The organism is Nocardia otitidiscaviarum (genome assembly GCF_007362295.1).
Taxonomy (GTDB): domain Bacteria; phylum Actinomycetota; class Actinomycetes; order Mycobacteriales; family Mycobacteriaceae; genus Nocardia; species Nocardia otitidiscaviarum.
Window position 1 is genome coordinate 1,094,626 of the sequence record NZ_CP041695.1, and the last position, 23,978, is coordinate 1,118,603.

The following is a 23,978-nucleotide window of genomic DNA, read 5'->3' on the forward strand; positions in this document are numbered from 1 at the left end:
TCGTGACCACGCCAGCATTACGTGACGACGACATCGCCATCATCGGGATCGGCGCGCGCTTCCCGGACGCGGCGAACCTGGACGAGTTCCGCGCCAATCTCGCCGCCGGACGCGATTCCATCGGCCCCATGCCGGATTCCCGCGCCGAGGCGACCGGCCTGGACCGCCGCGTCCGGTACCTGCCCATGGGCCACCTCACCGATATCCACACCTTCGACTACGCCTTCTTCGGGCTGTCCAAACGCGAAGCGGCGCTGATGGATCCGCAACAGCGGATCGCCTTGGAACTCGCCTACCGCGCCGTCGAGGACGCCGGATACGCCCCCGACACCCTGCGGTCGGCGAGCACGGCGGTGGTGTTCAGCGCGCCCATGCCCGGCTATCACGCCATGGCCGTCGATCCGGGACCGCTCGCCATGCTGGGCAATCTGCCCTTCGCCACCCCGGCCCGAATCGCGCATCTGCTGGGTTTCGACGGTCCGTGTTACGCCGTCGACAGCGGTTGCAACGCCTCCCTCATCGCCGTGCACCACGCCTGCCGGGAATTGCGTGGCGGCGACGCGGATTACGCGCTCGCCGGGGGTGTGAGCGTACGCGCGGGCGGCTCCCCGGCCTGGACCGCGCGGACCATGACCGAGATCGCCTCACCCGGCAACCAGGTGCGAGCCTTCGACTCCGACGCCGACGGCACCGTCCCCGGTGAGGGCGGCGCGGCCCTGCTGCTGACCACCCTCGCGCGCGCCCGCGCCGACCGCGCACCGATTTACGCCGTCATCCGCGGCAGCGCTGTCCTGCACAACGGACACTCCAGCGCCACCATCAGCACCCCGAGCGCCGCCACCCAGGCCAGGGTTATCGACCGCGCCTGGCGCAAGGCGGGAGTCGACCCCCGCACCGCCGGGTACCTCGAGGCACACGGTTCCGCCACCCGCCTGGGCGACGCCGTCGAACTCGAGGGCCTGCGCACCGCCTTCGCCGACCGCGACACACCACTGCCGATCGGTTCGGTCAAAACCAATATCGGCCACCTCGATCACGCCGCCGGAGTAGCGGGCCTGGTCAAAGCTGTCCTCTCCGTCGCCCACGGTCAACTCTTCCCGTCCCTGCACTTCCACCGCCCCACCGGCGACCTCGACTTGGCCGCCGCCGGAATCGAAGTGGTCACTACGCCGCGCCCCTGGCCGGGCGGCACCCCCCGCCTGGCGGGCGTGAGCTCCTACAGCCTCGGCGGCGCGAACGCCCACTGCGTCATCCAGCAAGCGCCGGACGCGCGCCAACCTGCGCCCGCAACCGTGGCGCAGACGGCCCTGACAGGCGATCGAGGACAACGGGTCGAGTGCGTGGCCCCGCCGCCGGACGACGCCGAGCCGCGCCCCGATATCGCGGCCCGCACGACCGCCGGGTCTGCCGTGGCAATGCCGTCGCCGACCACTGCGCTACCGGCGACCGATCCGGGTCCGAGGGCGGACGGCACCGTGCCGCACGTGCGCGCGGCGGGGGCACTGGCCGCGAATGACGATGTGCCCCAGTCGAACAGCGGTGGCACGGCGGAGCGGGGTGCGCTGCCACCGGCAGCCTCCGGCAACCGTGCGCCCGCCGACTCCCCACAGCGGTCGGATGTCGGGCAGCCCGGGATGGTTGGGCGGACCCGCACCGAGGATGTCGGACGGGCGGTGAGTGGGGCGGATGGGCATCCACCGGTGGATGATGTCGTGCCGCGGGACCGCGAGGCGGGGGTGCTGACCACGAATGGTGAGGTGCCGCGAGCGACCAGCGGTGGTTCGGGAGCGCGGGGCGCGCTGCGACCGGAAGAATTCGTCGACCGTGCGAATGCGGACCTGCGACACAGTGCCGGACGGGGGCGGAGCGAGGAAGGCGGGCGGTCACTGTGTGCGGGTCCCGCTGAGAACGGTCGGGTGCTGGCGGATGACGTCGGCCGAGGGCGGAACGCGGACCTCGAGGGCGGACGTTTGCCGCATGATGTCGGGCGGGTGGACGGTGCGCCGGTTCGGCGGCTCGTCGGGGTGTCGGCTCGAACTCCCGCCGCGTTGGCGGAACTCTGTGGCACGCTCGCGCGACATGTGCGGGGCGGTGCGGTCGAATTCGCGGATGTCGCGCACACCCTCGGTCGGGGCCGGGCGCACTTCGGACACCGTGTCGCGGTAACCGCAAGCGGCAATGCCGAATTGGCGGATGCGCTCGACATGCGCGGTAGCGCCGTCGATCAGGCCGGCGCGCGGCCGGCCGCGCCGCGAGTGGCGCTGCTGCTCTCGCCGGGTGCGACGCCGGTTGATCCGCGCGTCGGGGCCGGTGCGGGTGCCGAAGGAACGCATTCGACCGCAGCAGGTTCCGTCGATGCGAGTGGGGCGGTCGGAGAGGGGCCTACGCACTCGGCGGGGGCCTCGCTGCCCGTGCAGTTGCCTGCCGTCGGCGCGGTCGCGGATGCGCTCGCCGGGCAGCTCGCGGCTCATGACCTGCTGCGCGACTGGGGGATTCGGTTCGGAGCGGTGCTCAGCGGAGGAGCGTCGAAGTTCCTCGCTCGCTATCTGCTGGGTTCGCGCGAGAGGGTGGATGCGGGGGAGTTGGCCGCCGCGGCGGCGACACCCACGGTGGACCGGGCGCGGCTGCGTACCGCCGCGGAGACTCTGTTGCGGGACGGCTCGGTGGTCTTCGTCGACCCCAGCCGGGACGGTGTGCTGGGTCGTTTCCTGGCCGAGGATCTCGCAAACCGCTCCGATGCGGAAGTGCTGTTCGGCGCGCCGGATTCCGGCGGACCGCTCGGCATCCTGGCCCGTCTCTACGAGCGGGGGGTGGACCTCGATTGGGGGATGCAGGCGGTCGAGGGCCGCCGGGTGCGACTGCCCGGACATCCGATGCACGGAACACGATGCTGGGTAGATCTTCCCACCGCCGCCGCCCCCACCTCGACCGGTGCAGCCACCACTCCCGCCGCGTCCGATGCCGCCACGACCCGCGCGACCGAGACCGCTTCCGTCAGCGACCCAGCCGCGACTGCGACGGGTGCTGGTAGTGGCGGGACCGTGACGGATACCGGAGTGCCCGCGACTGCGATTGCTGCTGCCGGTGTCGGCGGGACTGCGACCGCTGCCGATGTCGCTGCGACGGTGGGCGCGGTGACCGCCGCCCCTGCCGATGCGAGCGCGTCCGACGAGGCTGCCGCCCGCACCCGGCGCACGCCCGTACCCGAGGATGCGACCGCGTGGCTGAGTGGCGTGCTGCGTGAGCTGTTGCATGCGGAGGCCGAGATCGGGCCGGACGACGATTATTTCGACGTCGGCGGCAATTCGATCATCGCCGTGCAGCTGGTCGAGCGGGTGGAGGAGACGTTCGGGTTCCGGCCCAAGCTGCTCGATGTGTACGAGCGGCCCACGGTCGCCGATTTCGCCGACCTGCTGCGTACCGGTGCGCGCACGGCGGAGCCCGCGGCGAGCCCGGCGGTGCGCGGGGTGCCGCCCATCACCCGCACCGATGAGCTGGTCATGTCGCCCGGACAGGAGCGCATGTGGTTCCACCACCAGCTCGTGCCCGACACCACCCTCTACAACTACCCGGTGGTCAACCTGCTGCGCGGGCCGATCGATATCGACGCCGTCAAGGGCACCTTCGAGGATTTCGCCGAGCGCCATGAACCGTTGCGCTACAACCTGGTCGAGGAGAACGGCCTCCCGGCGGTGCGGGTGCGCCCCGCGCTGGTGGACTTCTTCCGTGTCGTGGACGTCTCCGGCGACCCCGATCCGGTCGCCCGGGCGCGTGCGCTCATCCAGGAGGCCGCCGTCCGGCCATTCGACTTGGCCCGCGACCCGATGGTGCGGGTGCTCGTGGTGACACTGAGCGCCGATACCCATGTGCTACAGGTGGTCTGCCACCACTGCGTCACCGACGGCCAGACCCCGGGGATTCTCGCCCGCGAGATCCCGGTGCTCTACGCCGCGCGACAGGAGGGGCGCACCGCCGAACTGGAGCCGCTGCCGATCCGCTACCGCGATTACGCGCGCTGGCATCGCGAGCTGCTCGATTCCGGTGCCCTCGACCACGAGTTGGACTACTGGGTGCACGTGCTGCGTGATGCGCCGAAACTGCGGCTGCCCACCGACTTCCCGCGTCCGGCCCGCAAGACGTTCACCGGTGAACTGGAGCCGTTCACGGTTCCGGCGGCGCTGCTCGCCGCGGCCCGCACCGTCGCCAAACGGGAATCGGTCTCACTGTTCGTGGTGCTGCTGGCCGCCTTCTATCTGCTGCTCGCCCGGCGCAGCGGGCAGCGCGATCTCGTCGTCGGCACGCCTACGACCGGTCGGACCCGCCGCGAGCTGGAGGGACTCATCGGCTTCTTCAACAGCACCGTTGCCCTGCGCGCCAACCTCTCCGGTCCCGCCACGCTGGCCGACATGCTGGAGCGGGTGCGCGCGATCGTCCTGGGAGCGTTGGAGAATCAGGAGATCCCCTTCGAGCGCGTCGTGCACGCGCTCGACGATCAGCGCGACCTGTCCCGCACCCCGATCTTCGATGTGCTCTACGTCCACCAGGACCTCACCAGTACCGGCGCGGCCAATCCGCTCAGCGGGGAGGAGACGGAGTTCTTCGACCTGGAGCACTCGATTCACAACGCCTTCGGTGGACTGCCGCCCGGCACCGCGAAATTCGACCTCAGCCTGATCACCTACGACCGCAGCGACGACCACGACATGCTGGCCTGCTTCGAGTACAGCACCGAACTCTTCACGCAGCGCACCGCCGCGGGCTTCGCGGCCGCCTACCTCGACATCCTCACCGAGGTGGTGGATTCCGCCCCGGAACGGTCGATCGAGGAGCTGATCGCCCCCGCGCCCGCACCGCTGGCCGAGGCGGAAGAGACGGCGGCACTGGATATTCCGACGGACCGCCCGCGCGGAACACATACCGGCTACACGCCCGGCGTGGTGCGCGAGCGGCTGGAGTCCGCGCCCGCGGACGCGGACCTGCTCGCCGCCTGGGTGGCGCTGCTGAGCTGGTACTCCGGTTCGGACGAGGTGGCCGTGGCGCTGCCGAACGGCGTGGCCCGCATGGACCTCGCCGACGAGCCCACCGGATCCGACCTGTGCGCGCGGGCCGCCGCAACCTTGGAGGCACCGGCGGGGCCCGCCGGTGCCGCAGCCCTGCGCTTCGGCGATACCCCTACCGAAACAACGGAATTGGCGCTCGATCGGGCAACCGATGACCTCTCCGTGCTGGAACTGTCGTACGCCACCGAACTCTTCGACGAATCGACCGCACGGCAGCTGCTCGCCGATCTGGTCCGCCTGCTGCGGGGCCTGCGGGAGACGCCGGAGGATCCGGTGCCCGATATCGCGGTGCGTCGCATCGCCGAAGCGGAGGTGATCCGGTGACCGGAGTCGTGGGTGTGCTCGGCGCTGGCACCATGGGCGCGGGCATCGCACAATGCCTCGCGCAGGCCGGGCGCGAGGTGATCGTGGTCGAACCCGATCCGACCGCCGTGGAGCGGGCGCGCCGCGGACTCGACGAGGCGGTGCGCCTGGCCCTGCTGCTGGGCCGCGGTGATCGCCGCACCGCGCTCGACACCGCCCGCCGGGTGCGCTGGTCCGACACCATCGACGAATTCGACGCGGCCGACTTCGTCATCGAATGCGCCGTCGAGCGGATCGAGTTGAAGGAGAAGCTGTTCGCCGACCTCGACCGCGTGTGTCCCGACGACACCGTGCTCGCCTCCATCACCTCCGCCATTCCCATCGCCCGGCTGGCCGCCGCGACCGCCCGCCCGGACCGGGTGCTCGGCCTGCACTTCATGAATCCGGCCCCACTGACCGACGCCGTGGAGGTCGTGCGCGGTGCGGCCACCTCGCCCGACACCATGGCCCGCGCCACCGATCTGCTCACCGCACTCGGCAAGCAGCCGATCGTGGTCGGCGACCGCCCCGGCTTCGTCCTGAACCGGCTGCTCATGCTGAGCATCGCGGAGGCCGCCGCCCTGCTCGACGCGGGCGAGACCGCCGCCACCGTCGACGACCTCTTCGAACAATGCCTGGGCCATCGCATGGGTCCGCTGCGCACCGCGGATCTGATCGGCCTGGACAACGTCGCCGACACCATCGAGGTGCTGCGGCGCGAGACGGGCGAGCAGCACTACCGGGTGCCGCCCGCGCTCGCGGCGCTCGTCACCGCCGGACATTTCGGCCGCAAGACCGGACAAGGATTCCATGACTATCGCTGACCTGAGCGGCGCGTCCGCCGACCGCTGGGAAGACGAACGCGGATACCGCGAATCCGGCGCGTGGGCCGCCGACCGCGAGTACTGGGAACACGCCCTCGCCACCGCCGCCCGCCCCGAACCTCTCCCCGCGCCACCGCCCGCGACGGCGGATGACGCGATGCCCGCGAACCACTCCGCCGAGTCCCAGGCGACCACACGGCCATCGCCACCCGGAACATCTCACACGACGACAGTCGATGTCACCGTGCGCCAGCCCACGAGGGAGGAGTCCGGTCGCATCGCAGCGCCGAACCCGCACGCCGCGGCGGACAGTGGTTCCGCGACTACGACGCTCGATAGGGCTACGCTCGGCGATTCGGCCGCGCCGCTGTGGGCGGCCGTGGATGGGTCGCGGGAACTCACCAGGCTGGCGCGTGCCTGTGGGGGCGGAACACCGGCGGTGGTGCTGGCCGCGCTGGCGGTGTACGGGACTCGGCTCGCCATGGCGGATTCCGTCGTCGTCGCACTGGACAACGGGGATACCGCTGTGCCGCTGCGTATTCCGGTGCCGCCGGGGGCCGGGTTCGATGCCATTGCCCGACTGGTGGGGCGGGAGCTGCGCAAGGCGCGCAGGCACCGCTATCTCCCGGATATCGACGAGCCGTGGCCGGATGCGCCGGTGCACGGGCGGTGGCCGCTGGCCGTGCGCATGCTGGGCGGCTCCGCTGCCGACGGGATCGAGGCGGCACGGATTTCGGCCTGGTCCGGGAGCGGGGACGCCTTCATCGTATGCGTGGACGATCGGGCGGACGGCGGTTGGCGGATCGCCGTTCCCGGCGCACCGCGCTCCCACCGAGACCGCTTCGGCCGGCTGCTGGGGCGGCTGGCCCACGCGCCGCACACGCCCATCGCGCGGGTGGATATCGCCGCGCCGGACGAGATCGACCACCTCATCGGCGACGAGCCCCCGGCAGAGAGCGCTACCCCCGCCACTCTCGCCGATCTCTTCGCCGCGCAGGCGACCCGGTCACCGGAGGCGATCGCGCTCGTCGGGTCCGACACCCGCATGACCTACGCGCAGCTGCATCGCGACTCGAATCGACTGGCGCGCAAGCTGATCACCCTGGGAGCCGGGCCGGAACAGCTGGTGGGAATCGCCATCGGCCCCTCGCCGGAACAGATCCTCGCGGTCCACGCGGTGGTGGCGACCGGTGCCGCGTATCTGCCGCTCGATCCGGAACACCCGCGTGCCCGGCACGCCCGCACCCTCGATATCGCACGCCCGAACTGCGTACTCACCACGCGGGCGGCCGGATTCGAGGCCCCGGCCGGTGTCCGCGTCATCCACATCGACGAACTCGACCTCGCGGGCGAAGCGGACACCACAATTACCGATGCCGACCGCATCGCCCCGCTGCGTCCGGACCACCTCGCCTACGTGCTGTTCACCTCCGGCTCCACCGGCGAACCCAAGGGCGTGGGCGTCACCCATGCCGCCGTCCGCAATCACCTCGCCTGGATGCGGCGGCTGCACCCGCTGGACGATACCGACGCGGTGGTGCGCAAGACCGCGTTGACCTTCGACGTCTCGGCCTGGGAAGTGCTGTGGCCGTTCACCACCGGGGCGCGACTGGTGATCGAAGGTTCCGGCAGGTACGGCGACCCGGCCGAATTGGCCCGCACCATCACCGAATACGACGTCACCACGGTGCAGTTCACACCGTCCACGCTCACCGCGCACCGGCGCGCCGTGCCCGCACCGCTGGCACCGAGCGTGCGCCGGGTGCTGCTCGCCGGTGAGGCGCTGACCCCTGCCCTCGCCGCCACCCTGCCCACCGTCGCACCGGGCGCGCACGTCGACAATCTCTACGGCCCGACCGAGGCGACCATCGCCGTCACCCGGCATGCCGTCGGCGAGCACGACACCGCCGCGGTGCCGATCGGCGCACCCGCGTGGGGCGTCCGCGCCCACGTGCTCGACGCCTGCCTGCGCCCCGTGCCGACCGGCCTACCGGGCGAGCTGTACCTCGGCGGCGCGACCCTCGCCCGCGGCTATGTACGCCGCGCCGCGCTCACCGCGGCCCGTTTCGTCGCCGACCCCTTCGGCGGTCCCGGCCAGCGCCTGTACCGCACCGGCGATATCGTGCGGTCGACCGGACGCGGCGAGCTCGAATACCTCGGCCGCGCCGACTTCCAGGTGAAGTTGCGCGGTATCCGCATCGAACTCGGTGAACTCGAAGCAGCGCTCACCGCACAGGAATCCGTGGCACAGGCGGTCGCGGTCGCGCACGGCGGCGATTCCGGTGGCCGACTGGTCGCCTATGTCACCCCGGCCGCCGGTCACCGCATCGACACCGCCGCCCTGGACCAGCGATTGCGCGACCTGCTGCCCCGGCACCTGGTGCCCGCGACGATCATCGGGCTCGCCGAGTTCCCGGTGAACCGTTCCGGCAAGGTGGACCGCACGGCGCTGCCCGTCCCCGACGTCGAGCCGGTGGCCTTCCGCGCTCCGCGCACGGAGACCGAAACCGCCCTGGCCGCAGCCTATGCCGAGGTGCTCGGCCGCGACGGCATCGGCGTCGACGAATCCTTCTTCGCGCTCGGCGGCGACAGCATCATGTCCATTCTGCTGGTCTCCCGGGCACGGGCCCGCGGCGTCGCCGTCACCGCGCAGCAGGTGTACGAACACCGCACCGTCGCCCGGCTGGCGGCCATCGCCGAAACCGCTGGTGTGGAGGAGGTTCCACCGCTCGCCGAGCTGCCGGGCGGTGGTGTCGGCGAACTGCCGCTCACGCCGGTCATCCGGTTCCTGGTCGAGCGCGGCGGCACCTTCGACCGCTTCTGCCAGTCCATGACCCTCGAACTGCCCGCCGGAATCGACCGCGCCGCACTGGTGTCCACCATCACGGCGGTGGTCGACCACCACGACATGCTGCGCTCGCGCCTCTACCGTGACGACTCCGGCGACTGGCGCGTCCTGGTGACCCCACCCGGCAGCGTCGACGTGGACTCCCGCATCCACCGGGTGGAGCACGCCGCCGATCTCGGACACGACGACCTGCTGGCCCTGGCCACGGCCGAGGTTAACCGGGCCGTCGACCGCATCGACCCGTCCACCGGCGAGGTGCTGCGATTCGTCTGGCTGACACCGGATTCGGCGACCGCCCCCGGCCTGCTCATCATCGCCGCGCACCATATCGCCGTCGACGGCGTCTCCTGGCGCATCCTGCTGCCCGATTTCATCGCCGCCTGGGCGGCCGTCGCAGCGGGCACCACGCCTCGGCTGCCCGCGGTGGGTACGTCCATGCGTCGCTGGGCGCACGCGCTGGTCGACACCGCGCACAGCGAATCGGTGACCGCCGAACTGCCGCGCTGGCGCGAGATCGTGACCGGCCCGGATCCATCGTTCGGCGACCGGCCCTTCGACCCACACCTCGATATGGCCACCGAGGTGGCGCACACCAGTGTCGAACTCGACGAGGCCGATACCGAGGCCCTGCTCACCGCCATTCCCGACCGCTACCGGGCCCGGGTAGCCGACGCCCTGCTGACGGCGCTCGCGCTGGCGGTGACACGCTGGCGCGCCCGGCGCGACGAGGACGAACGCACGGTACTGCTGCGGTTGGAGGGCCACGGCCGCGAACAGGACGCGGTACCCGGGACGGAACTGTCCCGCACCGTCGGCTGGTTCACCTCCATCGTCCCGGCTCGACTGGACCTGAGCGGCGTGGATCTCGACGACGCCCTCGCCGGTGGACCCGCCATGGGACACGCCCTCAAAGCCGTCAAGGAACAGCTGCGGGCATTGCCGCACAACGGTTTCGGCTTCGGTCTGCTCCGCCACCTCAACCCGGACACCGCCGCCGCGCTGCCGTCGGGCGAGCCCGGCCAGATCTCGTTCAACTACTTCGGGCACATCACCGGGCTCGACATTCCCGCCGAACTGGCCGGAATCGGCTTCCTGCCGTCCACCGAATTCGGCAGGCTGATCATCCGGCCCGACTCCCGCCGCGGCGCGCTGGGAGCGGTGGAGGTGGACTCCATCGTCCTCGGCAACCGCCTGGTGACCAGCTTCGGCTACGCGCGCGGCATTTTCGGTGACGCCGACGGTGCGGAACTGGTCGAGCTCTGGCGGGCGGCGCTCGCCGCCGTGGCCCGGCATGCGCGGGACCCGCGCACCCGCGGCGGATACACCCCGTCCGATTTCCCGCTGACGGTCGTCTCCCAGGGCGATATCGATACCTGGGAGGCGCGGTACCCGACACTGCGGGAGGTATGGCCGGTCACACCGTTGCAGGCGGGCATGATGTTCCACGCCCTGTTCGATCCGGGCACGGTGGATGTGTACACGGTGCAGCTGGTGCTGAGCCTGGAGGGAGCGGTGGACGCGGCGCGGCTGCGTTCCGCGGCCGCGGCGGTGCTGGATCGACACGCCAACCTGCGCACCGCGTTCGAGGTCGCCAGCGACGGCGCGCCGGTCCAGATCGTCACCGGCGATGCGGTCCTGCCGTGGCATGAGGTGGACCTGACGGTGGCGGCCGAGGACTACGACCGCCTGCTCGACGCCGACCGCACCACACCGTTCGATCTCACCGCGCCGCCGCTGCTGCGCTTCCTGCTGCTCCGCCTCGCGGACGGCCGCACCGAATTCGCGGTGACCTGCCATCATCTGCTGCTCGACGGCTGGTCCATTCCGCTGCTGCTGCGTGAGATCATGGCCGGTTACGCCGGTTTCGAGCTCGAATCGCCGCGCCCGTACCGCCATTACGTGGAATGGCGCTCCCGACAGGACGACTCGGCCTCCCGACAGGCATGGGCGCCGGCGCTGGCGGAGCTCGCGGAGCCGACACTGCTCACGGGTGACGCCATCGCGCCAGCCCCCGCGGCCCTGCCCCGGGAGCGGGCGTTCGACCTCGACGAGGACCGTACCCGTGCGGTGCACCGCCTGGCATCCGAGCTCGAGGTGACCGTCAACACCGTCGTCCAGGCAGCGTGGGCGATTCTGTTGTCGCGCACCGTCGATCGCACCGACATCGTTTTCGGCACCACGGTCTCGGGTCGTCCAGCCGAACTCGCGGGCGTCGAGAACATGGTGGGGCTGTTCATCAATACGATCCCGGTGCGGATTCGTCTGCTGCCGGGGGAGTCCGTGGGCGCACTGCTGCGCCGCGTGCAGCGGGAACAGTTCGGGCTCACGGCGCACCATCACCTGGGCCTGCCCGAGATCGGCGCACAGACCGGCTTCGGCGAGACCGGACTGTTCGACACCCTCGTGGTCGTCGAGTCCTATCCGGTCGACGCGGCACAGCTGCGCGCGGACGCCCTCGCCTACGCCGACCTCACCATCACCGGGGTGCGCTCCCGGGAGGCGACGCACTACCCGCTCACGCTGACCGTTCGGCAGACCGACCGGCTGCACCTGCTCACCGGCTGGCGGCCGGATCAGATCGACGAGGCCACCGTGGTGCGTCTGGGTGAGCGGTTCGCCCGGGTACTGGAGGCGCTCGCCGCGAATCCGGCGACCGCGGTGTCCGACATCGAGGTGCTCGACGAGGCGGAGCGGCTTCGCGTGCTGCGGGACTGGCAGCGTCCGGCCGTGCGGCTGCCGGAAGCGACCCTGGTCGACCTCTTTCGCGCCCAGGTTGCCGCGCGCGGCGACGCCGTCGCGGTGCGCTGCGGGGACCGCACCCTGACCTACCGCGCCCTCGGTGCGGCCGTCGCGGCGCTGTCGCGGGCCCTCGCCGTCCGCGGCGTCGGAGCCGGATCGCTGGTGGCCGTCGGTGTCTCACGCTCCGTCGAACTGATCGTGGCGCTGCTCGGCGTGCTCGAATCCGGGGCGGGATACGTACCGCTGGATCCGGGCGATCCGACGCGACGCCTGGAATTCGTACTCGCCGAAACCGATCCGGTCTGCGTCGTCACCTCCGTGGCCGATCACGCCGCGCTGCCCGCGCACGGGCTGCCGCAGGTGGTTCTCGACGGGGCCGGAGAAATAGCCGCCGCGCAGGATTCCGCCGGCACGGGAGCCCGCGACGGCTCGGCAGCTGCCGGGCGCGACCGGGTAGGTGGGTCGGCACGAAACGGAGGGACGACAGCGGCGGCCGATCGCGTTCCGCTGCCGCCACGTCCGGACGATACCGCCTACGTGCTCTACACCTCGGGCTCCACCGGCCGCCCGAAGGGGGTGTGCGTCACCCATCGCAATGTGGTCGGCATGCTCACCGCCGCCCGAACCCTGGTCGGCGCCGATCACACCGATGTGTGGACCATGTTCCACTCGCACACCTTCGACTTCTCGGTGTGGGAGCTGTGGGGCGCGCTGTCCGGCGGCGGCACGCTCGTCGTCGTGGAGGACGGACTGACACGGTCGCCCGGCGAGTTCGCCGAACTGCTTGCCCGTGAGCGCGTCACGGTGCTGAGCCAGACCCCGTCGGCCTTCTCGGCACTGCTGGACTCCGGTTTCGGTCGCACCGCCGCACCGGCGCTGCGGCAGATCGTGCTCGGTGGCGAAGCGGTGGACCCGCGACGGCTGCGGGCGTGGTACGACACCGATCCGGCCGGGGCAACCCGGATTTCGAATCTGTACGGCATCACCGAGGCGACCGTGCACGCCACCCACTTCGTGGTGGGGCGGGCACACGCCGAGTCGACGCGGGCCAGTGTGATCGGCCGTGGCCTGCCGGGAATGACCGTGCGCGTGCTGGATTCCCGGCTGCGACCGACTCCGGTCGGTGTCCGGGGTGAGCTCTATCTGTCCGGCATCCAACTCGCCCGCGGCTACCATGCTCGCCCGGCGACCACCGCCGAACGTTACGTGGCCGATCCGATCGGTGCGCCCGGCGCTCGCCTGTATCGCACCGGCGATCTGGCGCGCTGGAATGCCGACGGACAGCTCGAATACCTCGGCCGCGCCGATCACCAGGTGAAGATTCGCGGCTATCGCATCGAGCCGGGTGAGGTCGAAGCCGTACTGCTGGAACACGAGTCGGTGTCGCGGGCGGTCGCCGTGGTCCGCACCGCTCCTTCCGGGGCCGATGGGTTGATCGCCTACGTGATGCCCGCTTCGACAGCCACGCCCATCGTGGACGTACTGGAAGCCCACCTCGCGGAGCGCCTTCCGGTGTACTTGCGACCGGCTGCCATCGTGCCGGTCGACGCGATCCCACTGACCGGCAACGGCAAACTGGATCTTTCGGCGCTTCCCGATCCGGTCCCGGCCCCGCGCTCGGACCGCACTCCGCGCACCCCGGTCGAACATCTGGTGGCCGACCTCTTCGCCGAAGTGCTCGGCGTCGACCGGCCGGGCGTGGACGACTCGTTCTTCGCGCTCGGGGGCGACAGCATCATCTCCATCCAACTCGCCGCCCGGGCGCGCGCCCGCGGCCTGCACGTCACCCCGCGCGAGATCTTCGAGAACCGCACGGTCGCCGGGATCGCGGCTGTCGCAAGGCTGCTGGGCAGCGACGCCGACGTGCCGAACGCGTTGCCGGAACTTCCGGGCGGCGGTGTCGGTGACATCCCGCTCACGCCCGTCGTGCGGTGGCTGATCGAACGCGGCGGCGGCTTCCGCCGGGTCAACCAGACACTGACCGTCGAACTGCCCGCGCGCACCGGTTACGACGATGTGGTCGCCGCCGCCACGGCGCTCATCGACCGCCACGATATGTTGCGCGCCAGGCTGTTCCGCGACGAGTCCGGTGAATGGCGCTTCCGGACAGAACCGGTGGGCGCGCTCGCGGCCGCGGAGTCGGTGCGGCACATCACCGTGGACGCCACCGACTCGGAGGCCGTGCGCACGCTGACCGCCACGGCCGTCGACGCCGCGCTGGACCGGCTCGACCCCGCGGCCGGGGTGATGGTGCAGTTCGTCCACCTCACCCCGGAACAGGGGAGCGGACCGGACCGGTTGATCATCTGCGCGCACCACCTCGCCGTGGACGGCGTCTCCTGGCGGATCCTGCTGCCCGACCTGTTCACCGCGCTGGCGGCCGCCGCCCAGGGGGCCGTGCCGCGGCTGGAGCCGGTCGGCACGTCCATGCGGCGCTGGGCACACGCGCTGCTCGACGCTGCGCACGCACCCGACCGGATCGCCGAACTCGCCCACTGGCGGCGGGTCTGCGCGACGGTCGAACCGCCGCTGACCGTGCGGCCGCTCGACCCCGTCATCGACACCGCCGATCGCCTCGCGACCGTGGACATCACCGTGGACGACGCGGTCACCGCGGCGCTGGTGCGCACCGCTACCGCGCGTTTCCACGCCGGGGTCGACGAAATCCTGATCGCCGCGCTGGCCGTCGCCCTCGCGGCATGGCGAGCCGGACGGGGCACGGACGCCCCGGTGTCGCTGCTGCGGCTGGAAGGTCATGGACGCGCGGAGCAGCTCGCGCCGGGTGCGGACCTGTCCCGCACGGTCGGCTGGTTCACCTCCCTCTACCCGGTGCGTCTCGACCTCGGCGAGCTCGGCATCGACGCGGCGCTGGCCGGGACCGCCGCGACCGGGACGGCGCTCAAGACGATCAAGGAGCAACTGCGCGCCGTTCCCGAGCACGGGATCGGCTACGGTCTGCTCCGCTACCTCAATCCCGATACGGGCGAACAGCTTCCGGACGCCATGCCCGGGCAGGTCGCCTTCAACTACCTCGGCCGCGTCGAGGACCGGGACGGTGGGGTGTTCGCGACACCGGACGCCCGTCCCGACCCGGATCTGCCCGCGGCGGCCGCGCTCGAAGTGAACGCGATCGTGGCGGGCGCCACCCTGCACGCGGGATTCGCCTACCCCAGCACACTTCTCGACGAAACGGAGGTGTCGGAACTGGCCCGACTGTGGGTGACCGCGCTCGACGCGATCGCGACGCACACGCGCGCCGCGGACGCCGGCGGGCACACCCCGTCGGATTTCCCGCTGGTGCGGGTGCGCCATGACGACATCCTCGGCTGGGAGCGGGACTACGGGCGCCTCACCGAGGTGTGGCCGCTCGCACCGCTGCAATCCGGTCTGCTCTTCCACGCCACCGTCGCGGCGCCGGGAGACACCGATATCGCCGACGTCTACAACGTGCAGACGGTCGTGCGACTGAGCGGGCCGATCGACCGCGATCGGTTACGGCAGGCCGGGCAGCGCATTCTCGAGCGGTACCCGAACCTGCGCGCGGCCTTCGTTTTCGACACCGCCGGCACGCCCCGGCAAGTGGTGCCCGAAACGGTCGAACTGCCCTGGCGGGACGTGGCCCTGCAGACGGAGCACGACCTGGCGGAGCTGGCCGTGCGGGAGCGGGCGCGCCGATTCGATCCGGCCCACCCGCCGCTGCTGCGCTTCACGCTGGCCCGCGTCGCCGACGCGGAGCACGTTCTGGTGGTGACGTATCACCACATCCTGCTCGACGGCTGGTCCGTCCCACTGGTGCTGCGTGATCTGCTGGCGCTCTACGCCACCGACGAGTCGCTGCCTGCCCCGCCGGGCACTTTCCGCGACTACCTCGCCTGGAACCACGGGCGAGATACGGTCGTCGCCACGCGAGCCTGGCGACGGGCGCTGGATGGCGTGCGCGCGCCGACGTTGGTCGCCCCGGGGATCCGGAGCCACGACAGCGCGGTGACGACGGCGGATCACCGGTGGTCCCTCGATGCGGCGACCACCACCGCACTCGGCGTCACCGCCGCGGAACTCGGGGTCACCGTCAACACCGTGCTGCAAGTGACCTGGGCGATCCAGCTGGGGCGCGCACTCGGACGCGACGACGTGGTGTTCGGTGCTACCGTCTCGGGGCGCCCGGCCACGGTGCCCGGCGTGGAATCGATTGTCGGACTGTGTATCAACACCGTGCCGGTACGGGTGCGCATCGTGGCGGGCACGTCCGTGGCGGACCTGTTGCTGGCGGTGCAGGCCGAACAGGCGGAGCTGATCGAGCATCATCAGCTGGGCCTCACCGAGATCCACACCGCCGCCGGGTTCCGCGACCCGCTGTTCGATACCGTTCTCGCCTTCGAGTCCTATCCGGTGGACACCGAACAGCTCAGCGCAGCGGCCGCCGCCGTCGATGGCGTGACCGGTGCGCGACTGGAAGTCACCGACGCCGCCCACTATCCGCTGACCGTCACCGTGGAACCGGGAAGCGAACTGCGCGTCCGAATAGGCTATCTGTGCGACGTCTTCGATCTGGCGAAGATCGCCGAGATCGGTGCCGCCATGCGGCGACTGCTCACCACCATCGCCAGCGACCCGCACCTGACGATCGAGGAGCTGGCGTGACCGCACGCTTTCCGCTCACGCGCGCACAGCAACAGGTCTGGGTCGCACAGCAACTCGACGACACCGGCCGACGCCTGATCGTCGGCGGCTACGTGCACATACACGGCGCGATCGACGACGCGGTGTTCGAGCGAGCGTTGCGGATCGTCGTCGCCGGAGCCGAAACCCTGCGGGTGCGCTTCGAGACCACCGCCGACGGCACCGCTGTGCAAGTGGTCGAGGAGTTGCCCGACTGGCCGTTGCACCGCACCAGCTTTCGTGCTGCCGCCGATCCGCACGATGCGGCGGCGCGCCATATGGACGCGGCCCTGGACCGGCCCTTCGACCTGAGCCGTACACCGCTGTTCGAACATCACCTGCTCGACCTCGGCGATGCGGGCACGCTGTGGTTCATCCGATCCCACCACCTGATCCTCGACGGCGCGTCCTCGGCCGCCTTCATTCGCCGCGTGGCCGACACCTACACCGCGCTGCTGCGCGGGCATCGGGTGGCGGAATCGGTGTTCGACCGGGTGGCCGACCTGATCGCCGAGGACGAGCGATTCCGCGTCTCCACGCGGTTCACGGCCGACCGGGAGTTCTGGGCGGATCGGCTCGCGACCGACGAACCCTATGACGCACCGCAGTTCGGCGGGTCGCCGCCGATCACCGATGGCGCGCGATTCCTCCGCCGTGCCGGTGTGCTGGGCGAGTCCGAGTGGAAAGCGCTGCGCGCCCGCGCGGAATCCTCCGGAACACCGTGGCCGGTCTGGGCCTTCGCGGCCATCGCCCTACTGCTGCACGCTGATTCGGGGGTCCGCACGGTCACCCTCGGTCTGGCCGTCCCCGCCAAGCGTTCCCGGCACGCGCTCGGCATGACCGCCAATGTGCTCCCGCTGCGGATCACGGTCGACCCGGCCGCCACGGTCGGCGATCTACTCGCGGCCGTGCGCGCGGAATCGCTGATCATCCTGCGCCACCAGCGTTTTCAGTACGGTGAGATGCTCGCGGAGCTGGGCGCGAGCGGGCTCGGCGGCGGCGTCATCGGCCCCACCGTCAATGTGATGCCCATGCAGAAGGATCTGCGCTTCGGCTCCGAACCGGCCGCCCTGCGCCATCTCGCCGCCGGGCGCTCCGACAATCTGAACATCAGCCTCTACGACAACGGTGATCCGACGCTGTCGGTGGTGCTCGAGTCGAATACCCTGCGCTACTCCGACGACGACCTGACCGCACACCACCGGCGGCTGACCGAAACCCTCGCCGCTCTGGCCGCCGCGCCGCGGGACCGTCCGCTGGCCCGACTGCGGACCGTGTCCGATCCGGCCGGACCCGCGGTCACCGTCGCACCGTCGGACACCCTGGTCGATCTGTTCGAGCGCACGGCGGTCGCGCAAGCCTCCGCTCCCGCCGTGGTGCACGGCGATACCGCGCTCACCTATCGCGAACTCGATCTGCGCGCACAGCGGCTGGCCCGCGTTCTCGCCGGATACGACGTCGGCCCGGGGCATTTCGTGGGTCTCGCGCTGCCGCGTTCGGTCGATCTCGTGGTGGCGATCCTGGCGGTGCTGAAGACCGGCGCGGGGTATGTGCCGCTGGATCCGGCCTATCCGGAGCAGCGATTGCGCACCATCGTCGACGATGTGGCCCCGACGCTTGTCATCGCCGGGACGGACGTCTTGCTTCCGGAATCCATTGCGGCGCGGCATGTACTGCGGATTGGCGACCCGCCGCAGGTCGCGCCCCGACAGCCGCGACGGCCCGGACCGGTGCACCCCGCCTATGTCATCCACACCTCCGGCACCACCGGGACGCCGAAGGGCGTGGTGGTCACGCACGCGAACGTGGTCCGGCTGCTCACCGCGACCCGATCGTGGTTCGACTTCGGCGCGGATGATGTCTGGACCCTGTTCCACTCCACCGCATTCGACTTCTCGGTCTGGGAGATGTGGGGGGCGCTGGCGCACGGCGGCAAGCTCGTCGTGGTCGACGCCGAGGTGGCGCGTTCACCGCGCGATTTTCTGGATCTGCTGGTGGCACAGCGGGTTACGGTGCTCAATCAGACGCCGTCCGCATTCGGCATGCTGGTCGACGCCGAGGCGGACCGACCGGTCGACGGCGACCGGCTCGCCCTGCGTCACATCATCTTCGGCGGGGAGCCGGTGGAGCCGTGGCGGCTGGCCGAGTGGTGGTCGCGGCACGATCCGCGACGGCCGCGGCTGGTCAATATGTACGGCATCACCGAGACCACGGTGTTCACCACCGGCGCCACCCTGGCCGACGCCGCCGCGGCGGGCGACATCGGTACGCCCCTGGCCGATCTGGCGGTATACGTGCTCGATGCCGCCCTGCGCCCGTGCCCGCCGGGAGTGCCGGGAGAACTCTATGTGGCCGGTCCGGGCGTAGCCGCCGGGTACCTGCGCCGACCGGCCGTTACCGCGGCCCGATTCGTGGCCGACCGTTTCGGCGCACCCGGCGCGGTCATGTACCGCAGCGGCGATATCGCGCGATGGACCGAGTCCGGGACGCTCGAGTACCTCGGGCGCGCCGACCGTCAGGTCAAGATCCGCGGCTTCCGGATCGAGCCCGGCGAGATCGAGGCCGCGTTGTGCGCGCTCCCGGCCGTGCGGGCGGCGGTGGTGCTGACCGTGGCGCGCGGGCCCGGGGATCGGCGGCTGGCGGCCTTCGTCACCGGGGACGGCGTCGATATCGGCGCGGTGCGCACGGGAATCGCCGAACGGCTACCCGCCCATGCGGTGCCCGCCACGATCGTGCCCGTCGACGCCATACCGACGACCCCCAACGGCAAGGTCGACGAACGCCGACTGCGCGCACTCGCCACCGCCACGGGCACGCCCGACGCCCGCCCCCGCACCGACGCCGAGACGCGCTTGCACGCGGTATTCGCGGAGGTGCTCGGGCACGACGATTTCGGGGCCGAGGACGGGTTCTTCGCCATCGGTGGTGACAGTATTCTCGCCATCCGGCTGGCGGACCGCGCCCGCGCGGCCGGATTCGCCCTCACGCCGCGGGATGTGTTCGAGCGACAGCACATTCGCGCACTGGCCCGCGATGCCGCGCCGCTCCCGCCGAGCGCCGCCCGCCCCGATCCGGCTCTCCCGGACGGCCGCACCGTCCTGCCGACGACACCCTTGCAGGCCGGGCTGCTGTTCCACTCGCTGTTCCAGGCGGGGGAGGGCGAGGACCCCTATCTCGTCCAGGCCGTGCTGACACTGGACGGCCCGATCGATGCGGAGCGGCTGGCCGCGGCCCTGCGCACGGTGCTCGACCGGCATCCACACTTGCGGGGGCGCTTCGTCGTCGACGGTGACAGCCCGCGGTACGAGATCCGAACCGACCTGGAAACACCGTGGCGCGTAGTAGATCTCGCTGACAGCGCGGCTGCCGACCGTGCGACTCCTGACCGTCCGTCCACCGAATGGGACGGCGCGGTGCGCGTGGCACTGGCCGAGGACGCTCGCATGGATCCGCTCGCGGCCCCACCGCTGCGCGCCACCCTGGTGCGCACCGGCCCCCGGTCGGCCACCCTGCTGATCACCCACCACCACGCGCTGCTCGACGGCTGGTCGCTGGGCATCCTGCTGCGCGAACTGCTGCTGAGCTATTACGGGCACGGATTGCCCGCCGCCCCGGCCTTCGCCGCATTTCTCGACCAGTCCGCCACCCTGGATCGCGAGCGGGCCCGTGCGGCCTGGGCGCGGGCGCTGCGCGGTGCCGAACCCGGCAAGGTCGCCCGCGCCGACCCGGGGCGGTGGCGGCGACCCGCCGAACACCGGTTCACCCTGCCCGCCTCCGTCGTCACCGCGCTGCGCGAGCGGGCCGGCGCGCACGGCCTGACCCTCAATACGATGATCCAGGCCCTGTGGGCGCTGGTGCTGGCCGACCTCACCGGCACCGACGACGTCGTCTTCGGCATCACCGTCTCCGGCCGCGACACCGGCGATCTGCACGACACCGTCGGACTGCTCATGAACACCGTGCCGCTGCGGGTGCGCCGCCATCCCGCGGGGACGCCGCTCGAACTGGCGTCGCGGATACAGCGCGACCGGGTGGCGCTGATGGACCACGATCATCTCGGACTGCCCGACATCATGGCGGCGGCCGGGGTGAGCGATCTGTTCGACACCTCGCTCGTCTTCGAGAACTTCCCGCTCGACACCGCGCTGTTCGACACCCCGCTGCTCGACGGCTCGGACGCCGACGTGCGGGTCACCTCCGTTGATGTCATCGGCGGCACGCACTTTCCGCTCACCGTGGTCGTGGTGCCCGGAGCCGAGGACCTGGACTTCCGCATCGGCGCGCATCTGGACCGCATCGACGCCCTCGCCGATATCGACGAGCTGTGGGCGCGCATCCGCACCGCCGCGGCGGCGCTGACCGCGCCGCACCCGTCCCCGGTCGGTCGGCTCGAACTGCTGCCGCCCGCCCGCCGCGCCGCACTGCTGGCCGCCGGACGCGGCGCGGACACCGATATCGAGAACGCGGGCCTCGGTCGGTGTTTCGAGACGACGGTACGGGAGCACGCCCACGACATCGCCCTCTGGTACGACGGAACGGAAGTCACCTACGCCGAGCTGAATGCGCGCGCCAACCGGGTCGCCCGGTGGCTGCGCACCCGCGGCGCGGGACCCGGTGTGCCGATCGGTCTGGCGCTGCCGCGGTCGGTCGATCTGGTGGTCGCCTTCCTCGCCATCGCCAAACTGGGCGCACTGTGCGTGCCGATCAGCGACCGCTATCCGCCCGCGCAGGTGCGACGGCTGCTGGCCTTCACCGAAACCGAGCTGGTGCTACACGAACTCGACGGCGCGGCAGCGGAATTCGACGACGGCAACCTCGGCGTAGAGGTATCGGCCGATGCCGTCGCCACCCTCATGTTCACCTCCGGCTCGACCGGTGCGTCCAAGGGCGTCGAGGTCACCCATCGCAATATCGTGGCCCGCGCCCGCGACCGGATCGGCCGCGACGACGGGCACCGGCGCATGCTCATGCACCTGCCGCACAACTGGGACATGGTGGTCTGGGAGCTGTGGCTGCCGCTGCTCACCGGACGGACGACGGTCATCGCCCGCCCCGGCGTCCTCGACGTGCACGACTACACCGAGATCCTGCGCGCGGGCGAGGTCACCTCGATCATGCTGCCCGCCGGGCTGTTCGACCTGCTGGCCGAGCGGATACCGGATGCGCTCGCCGGACTGCGGATGATCGCGTCCGCCGGTGACGTGCTGCCGCCGCGCGCCGCCGCGACGGTACGGCGCGGCGCGCGCCCGCCCGTGGTGACGAATCTATACGGACCCGTCGAGGCGACGAGCTACGCGCTCGGCTTCGCGATTCCGGCGGATATGGCGGCGGACCGACCCGTACCCGTCGGACGTCCGGCCGACAATACCCGGGTCGCGGTGCTGGACTCGGCGCTGCGACCGGTGCCGGTCGGTGTCGCCGGGGAGATCTACCTGTCCGGGGCGGGACTGGCCAACGGCTACCACCGCGCCCCGGCCCACACCGCGGAGCGCTTCGTCGCCGACCCGTTCGGGCCCGCCGGTGGGCGCATGTACCGCACCGGCGATCTCGGGCGCTGGGACACCGACGGCCTGCTGCACTTCCTCGGCCGTGCCGATCGGCAGTTGAAGGTCAACGGTTTTCGCGTCGAACCGGGTGAGGTGGAGGCGGCGCTGCGGCGCGAGCCCGGCGTCGACGCCGCGATCGTCACCGCGCGCCGGGCCGCCAGCGGGCAGTCGCTCATCGCGCACATCGTCGCCACCGATACGGTCGACACCGCCGCGCTGCGGACCCGGCTGGCGGCGACGCTGCCGTCCTACCTGGTGCCCTCGGCCATCGTGGCCCTGGACGCGCTGCCGTTGACGCCCATGGGGAAGATCGACGTGAACGCGCTTCCCGCACCCGCGAACGGTGATCGGATTCCGGCCGGCACACCGCGCCAGCGGGTCCTCGTGCGCGAGTTCGCGGCGGCGTTGGGCATTGCGGAGGTCGGCGTCACCGACGACTTCTTCGCGCTCGGTGGCAATTCGCTGTCGGCGATCCGGGTGGTCGCGGCGCTGCGGTCCCGGCTCGGGGTCGCCGTATCGCTGCGCGACCTGTTCGAGTCGCCGACCGTCGCGGCACTCGAGCAGGCGCTCGCCGACCGTGCGCCCGAACGCCTCCCGAACGGCCTTGCCGCCGTGCGCCGTACCGATCCGATCCCGCTCGCACCCGCCCAGCAACGCCTGTGGACCGTGAACTACCTCGGCGGCAACCGCCCCGACTACCTGATCGCCACCGGCCTCGAGATATCCGGGCCGCTCGATCCGACGGCCGTGGCGGCGGCGGTCACCGATGTGGTCGAACGGCACGAAATCCTGCGCACCGTCCTGCCGTACGGCACGGACGGGCCCGTGCAGCACATCCTGCCGGCGGCATCCGCACACCCGGACTTCCGGATCGTCGACCTGCCCGCCGGTGACAGCGTCGACCGGGCGGTGGACGCCGAACTCGCCGTGGGCTTCGACCTCACCACGCGTCCACCGCTGCGCATCCGCCTCTATCGCACCGGCCCCGAACACCACATCCTGCTCGGCGTCCTGCACCATGTCGCGGGCGACGGCGAATCCCTGGCCGTGCTCCAGCACGACCTGCTCACCGCCTACCGCGCGCGGGCGGTCGGCCACCCGCCCCGATGGGACGCTCCCGCAACCCAATTCGCCGACTACACGCTGTGGCTCCGGCAACTGACGCACGCCGACGGCCCCCTCCTCGAACGACAGGCGCGTTACTGGCGCACGGCACTCGACGGCCTGCCACCACACCCGGTGCTGCCCACCGACCGCCCCCGCGCGGGCCGCCGCGACAACAGCGCGGCGTCGCTCCCCATCCACCTGGACGCCGCCACCCACCGCGAGCTCGCACATACCGCCCGCGCCCACCGCGCCAGCGTCTACATGCTCGTCCACACCGCCCTCGCCCTCGCCCTGCACGATCGCGGCGCGGGCCCCGACCTGCCCATCGGCGTGGCCCTGAGCGCCCGGGACACCGCGGGCCTGCACGACCTGGTGGGCTGCGTGGTCGACACCGCCGTCGTCCGCGTCGACCTGTCCGCCGCTCCCACCCCCGGCGACCTGGTGGCGCAGGTCCGCGAACGCGTCCTCGCCGCCTACGACAACAAGGAATTCCCCTTCGACGACCTCGTGGCCCTGCTCAACCCGCCACGCTCCCGCACCCACCATCCCCTGTTCCAGGTCATGGTGACCTACCTGCGCGGCACCCGAATCGACACCGCCGACACCGGCCTCACCATCCGCCACCACCCCGTCCCGGTCCGCCACACCCCCTGGGAACTGCTGCTGAACCTGCGCGAGGAATACGGCCCGAACGGCGAGTACGCCGGAATCCGGGGCGAGATGGTGTATGCCGCAGAGCTTTTCGAGCGCAGCACGGTGGAGTCCACGGTGGCCGCGATGACGACCGCCCTGCACGCGCTGTGCGCCGAACCGCCGACCGGCACCCACGAGGACGCTCGGGAGTAGCGGCCGC

The 23,978-nt window shown here is 71.4% G+C and carries 4 protein-coding genes; all 4 read left to right on the forward strand.

Annotated features, from left to right (window positions below; all coding sequences use genetic code 11):
- Positions 1-2: 2 nt before the first annotated feature.
- From FOH10_RS35440 to FOH10_RS04710, 4 genes are read left to right on the forward strand one after another with little or no spacing between them, the layout of a single operon-like run.
- The gene (locus FOH10_RS35440) at positions 3-5,384 is read left to right on the forward strand and encodes a condensation domain-containing protein (RefSeq protein WP_244961618.1); all 5,382 of its coding nucleotides are present in this window, start codon (positions 3-5) and stop codon (positions 5,382-5,384) included.
- Positions 5,381-6,226, forward strand: coding sequence for a 3-hydroxyacyl-CoA dehydrogenase family protein (locus tag FOH10_RS04700; protein ID WP_244961620.1), 846 nt, complete (start codon positions 5,381-5,383; stop codon positions 6,224-6,226). The genes FOH10_RS35440 and FOH10_RS04700 overlap by 4 nt, the downstream gene beginning before the upstream one ends.
- Positions 6,213-16,454 (forward strand): non-ribosomal peptide synthetase, encoded by a 10,242-nt coding sequence (locus tag FOH10_RS04705; protein WP_143979763.1) that lies wholly within the window; start codon positions 6,213-6,215, stop codon positions 16,452-16,454. The genes FOH10_RS04700 and FOH10_RS04705 overlap by 14 nt, the downstream gene beginning before the upstream one ends.
- Positions 16,451-23,971: a non-ribosomal peptide synthetase gene (locus FOH10_RS04710; protein ID WP_186000719.1), complete on the forward strand. Its 7,521-nt coding sequence runs from the start codon at positions 16,451-16,453 to the stop codon at positions 23,969-23,971. Before FOH10_RS04705 ends, FOH10_RS04710 begins: the two co-directional genes overlap by 4 nt.
- Positions 23,972-23,978 lie beyond the last annotated feature (7 nt).